Genomic DNA, 4,029 nt, shown 5'->3' on the forward strand with positions numbered 1-4,029 from the left:
AATAAAAATAAGTAGGATAATAATATAAAATTATACCTACTTATTTATTTAATATGTATTTATTTAACATAAACTCCTGATACATAACCATATTTACCATTGAATTCTATTTTGTGCCAATCAAATTTTGTATCTATGATTTTTACCTTAGCTCCTTGAGGTAAAGTACCTATAATATTAAAGTTTTTACCACGATCWGTATTTTTATTTGAGTTAGATGAATTTGATGTATTTACATTATTATTATTTATATTAAAGTAATTCTTTACACCAGATACTATTCCATCTACAACTTTATTTTGATATTCATCAGTATTTAACTTATATCCTTCAGATGGATTAGATATAAATCCACATTCTAAAAGAATTGATACTTTATTATTATCTCTTAGTACTTGGAAATTTGCTTCTCTGACACTTCTATCATTTGCACTTGTAGAATTTATAATACTATTATGTACAGCAGTAGCTAGAGCTTTATTTCTACTTCCAAGATAATATGTTTCTATTCCATTTGCACTAGGACTAGAAGATGCATTTTGATGTATTGAAATGAATATATCTGCATCTGAATTATTTGATTTAGCTGCTCTTTCTGATAATGATAGAGAAGTGTCAGAATTTCTGCTCATTTCAACTTCTAAACCTTCATTTATTAATCTATTTTTTAGCTTGTGCGCAATTTGTAAATTAATAACATCTTCTAGATACCCATTATGAGAAGCACCATTATCTTTACCACCATGACCTGCATCTATGAATACTTTATAACTTTCTGCATTTGCTATTAAAAAGTTTGATGATAACATTGTTGTTAATATAGATGTTAATGCTATTTTTTGGAATTTACTTTTTAACAAAATATACCTCCTAATTATGTNAAAATATTCCACAATATATTATATATGTCAACAATATATATTTCAATATATTATATTTGATATWTTATATTTGATATTAAATAAATTCATAATTTTACACTTAAATATAAAATTATGAATTTATATATCDATAAAAATTTATTGAAAAAGTAAAATAAATGATTTAATATACCTATAGGGGGTATAATTAAGATGTAAAAATAATGAAAGGAGATACAGTATGCCAAATAATAAAGAAACTTATAAAATAGGTGGAATGAGTTGCGCAGCTTGTGCAAAAGCAGTAGAAAGAGTTACAAAAAAATTAGATGGCGTGGAAAGCTCAAGTGTAAATATAGCAACTGAAAAGCTTAATATAGAATATGATAAGCAAAAAGTAAGTTTTGAAGATATAAAGTCAGCAATAGAAAAAGCAGGATATAAGGTTATAAAAGAAAATAATACTAAAATTGTAGAATTAAAAATAGGCGGAATGAGTTGTGCAGCTTGTGCAAAAGCAGTAGAAAGAGTTACGAAAAAATTAGATGGAATAGAAAATTCAAGTGTAAATATAGCAACAGAGAAAGCTAATATAGAATATGATAATTCTAAGGTTACACTAAGTGATATAAAATCTGTAATAGAGAAAGCCGGGTATTTTATAATTGAAGAAAAGAAAGAAGCATTAGCAGATGAAGATAAACTAAGAAAAGAAAAAGAAATGAAAACTTTATTTATTAAATTTGTAATAGCAGTAGGATTTTCTATCCCACTATTTTATATAGCTATGGGTCCTATGGTACCAAAACCTTTTGGTCCTTGGCCAGTTCCAAATATTATAGACCCACTTACAAATCCATTAAACTATGCAATTATACAAATGATATTAGTAATACCAGTAATGTTAGCTGGATATAAGTTTTATATTAATGGATTTAAATCATTAATAAATAAAAATCCTAATATGGATACATTAGTTGCGATAGGAACATCATCAGCATTTTTATACAGTGTATATACTACTTTTAAAATAGCAACTACTACTATGGAAGTAGGTCATGGACATCATCAATTATACTTTGAAAGTGCAGGTATAATAATAGCTTTAATATTACTTGGGAAATATTTAGAATCAAAAGCTAAAGGTAAAACAGGAGAAGCTATTAAAAAACTTATGGGGCTTCAACCTAAAACTGCTCTAATTGTAAAAGGTAATGAAGAAATTGAAATACCAATAGGTGAAGTTGAAGTAGGAGATATAATAATAGTTAAACCTGGAGCTAAAATACCAGTTGACGGTGTTGTTGTGGATGGTCATACATCAGTTGATGAATCTATGCTGACTGGAGAGAGTATACCAGTTGAAAAAAATATCGGTGATAATGTAACAGGAGCAAGTATAAATAAAAATGGAGTTATTAAATTTAGAGCTGAAAAAGTAGGTTCAGATACTGTTCTTGCTCAAATTATAAAACTTGTTGAAGATGCTCAAGGTAAAAAAGCTCCAATAGCGGCACTTGCAGATAAAGTATCAGGATACTTTGTACCAACTGTTATAATTATAGCCTTAGTGTCATCATTACTTTGGTTTGTATTTGGACATAAGGACTTAGAATTCATTCTTACAATATTTATATCTGTGCTTGTAATAGCATGCCCTTGTGCACTTGGTCTTGCTACACCAACAGCGATAATGGTTGGAACGGGTAAAGGTGCAGAAAATGGAATACTTATAAAAAGTGGAGAGGCACTAGAACTTGCACATAAAGTAGATACAGTAATATTTGATAAAACAGGTACAATAACAGAAGGAAAACCAACAGTTACAGATATAATAACAACTAATAATATAGATGAGAATTATTTACTTCAAATAGCAGCGAGTGCTGAGAAAGGTTCAGAACATCCACTTGGAGAAGCTATAGTAAAATATGGGGAAGAAAATAATATTGAATTAAAAAGGGTAGAAAGCTTTAAGKCTATACCAGGACATGGTATAGAAGTTAAAATAGATGGGAAGGTTATAATACTTGGAAATAAAAAGCTTATGCTTGATAAAAATATAGATTTAGGATATTTAGAATCTAAGTCTGATGAGTTAGCATCACTAGGAAAAACACCTATGTATATATCAATAGATAATACTTTAGGTGGAATAATAGCAGTAGCAGATACTGTTAAAGAAAATAGTAAAAAAGCTATAGAAAAACTTCATGAAATGGGAATAAAGGTAGCTATGGTTACAGGAGATAATAAAAAAACTGCAGATGCTATAGCRAAAGAAGTTGGAATAGATATAGTAGTTTCAGAAGTTTTACCAAAAGATAAATCTAATGAAGTGAAAAAACTTCAAGAACAAGGAAAATTTGTTGCGATGGTTGGAGATGGTATAAATGATGCTCCTGCACTAGCACAATCAGATATTGGCATAGCTATAGGAAGTGGTACAGATGTTGCAATGGAAAGTGCAGATATTGTATTAATGAAGAGTAACTTAATGGATGTGCCAACATCTATAAAATTAAGTAATGAAACTATAAAAAATATTAAGCAAAACTTATTCTGGGCATTTGGATATAATACTATAGGAATACCTGTTGCAGCAGGTCTATTATATATATTTGGAGGACCACTTTTAAGTCCAATGATTGCAGCAGCTGCTATGAGCTTAAGTTCTGTATCAGTTGTTACTAATGCACTCAGACTTAGAAACTTTAAGTTTAATAAATAAGATTTAAATATCACTTCATACTAAATTCACATATATAGGCTAAAATAAATATATAGAAAATAGATTGGAGTGGTAAGATGAGTGCATCAATATTAGTAGTAGAAGATGACGCAAGTATACAAGAACTTATAGTAGAATTTTTAAGAGCAGAAAACTACAATGTAGATTATGCAAGTGATGGATTAGAAGGAATACAACTTTTTAAACAAAATAATTATGATTTAATTATATTAGATATAATGATGCCAAATTTAGACGGATATTCTGCATGTAAAATGATAAGAAAAACTTCAAATGTACCAATAATATTTTTAACAGCTTTAAATCAAGAACATGAAGAAGTAAAAGGATTTGAATTAGAATGTGATGATTATATAACAAAGCCATTTTCGTTTAATCTTTTAATAAAAAGAGTTCAAGCTGTTTTAAGAAGAAGTA

The 4,029-nt window shown here is 28.3% G+C and carries 3 protein-coding genes; 2 read left to right on the plus strand and 1 reads right to left on the minus strand.

The window, feature by feature from the left end:
* Positions 1–59 precede the first annotated feature (59 nt).
* Positions 60–860, minus strand: a complete 801-nt coding sequence (locus G3997_RS02885) for an N-acetylmuramoyl-L-alanine amidase (RefSeq protein ID WP_296647799.1) — start codon at positions 858–860, stop codon at positions 60–62.
* Between the two features lie 241 nt (positions 861–1,101).
* On the opposite strand from G3997_RS02885, the gene G3997_RS02890 reads away from it, so the two are divergent.
* Both G3997_RS02890 and G3997_RS02895 read left to right on the plus strand, forming a co-directional pair.
* Entirely contained in the window at positions 1,102–3,591 is a 2,490-nt protein-coding gene (locus G3997_RS02890; RefSeq protein WP_296647802.1) for a heavy metal translocating P-type ATPase, read from the plus strand.
* Between the two features lie 77 nt (positions 3,592–3,668).
* Positions 3,669–4,029 (plus strand): response regulator transcription factor (locus tag G3997_RS02895; protein WP_296647805.1); only part of this gene is annotated, 361 nt, incomplete at its 3' end.

Origin of the sequence: Romboutsia sp. 13368 (genome assembly GCF_018336475.1) — a bacterium.
In the GTDB taxonomy this organism is placed as follows: Bacteria; Bacillota; Clostridia; order Peptostreptococcales; family Peptostreptococcaceae; genus Romboutsia.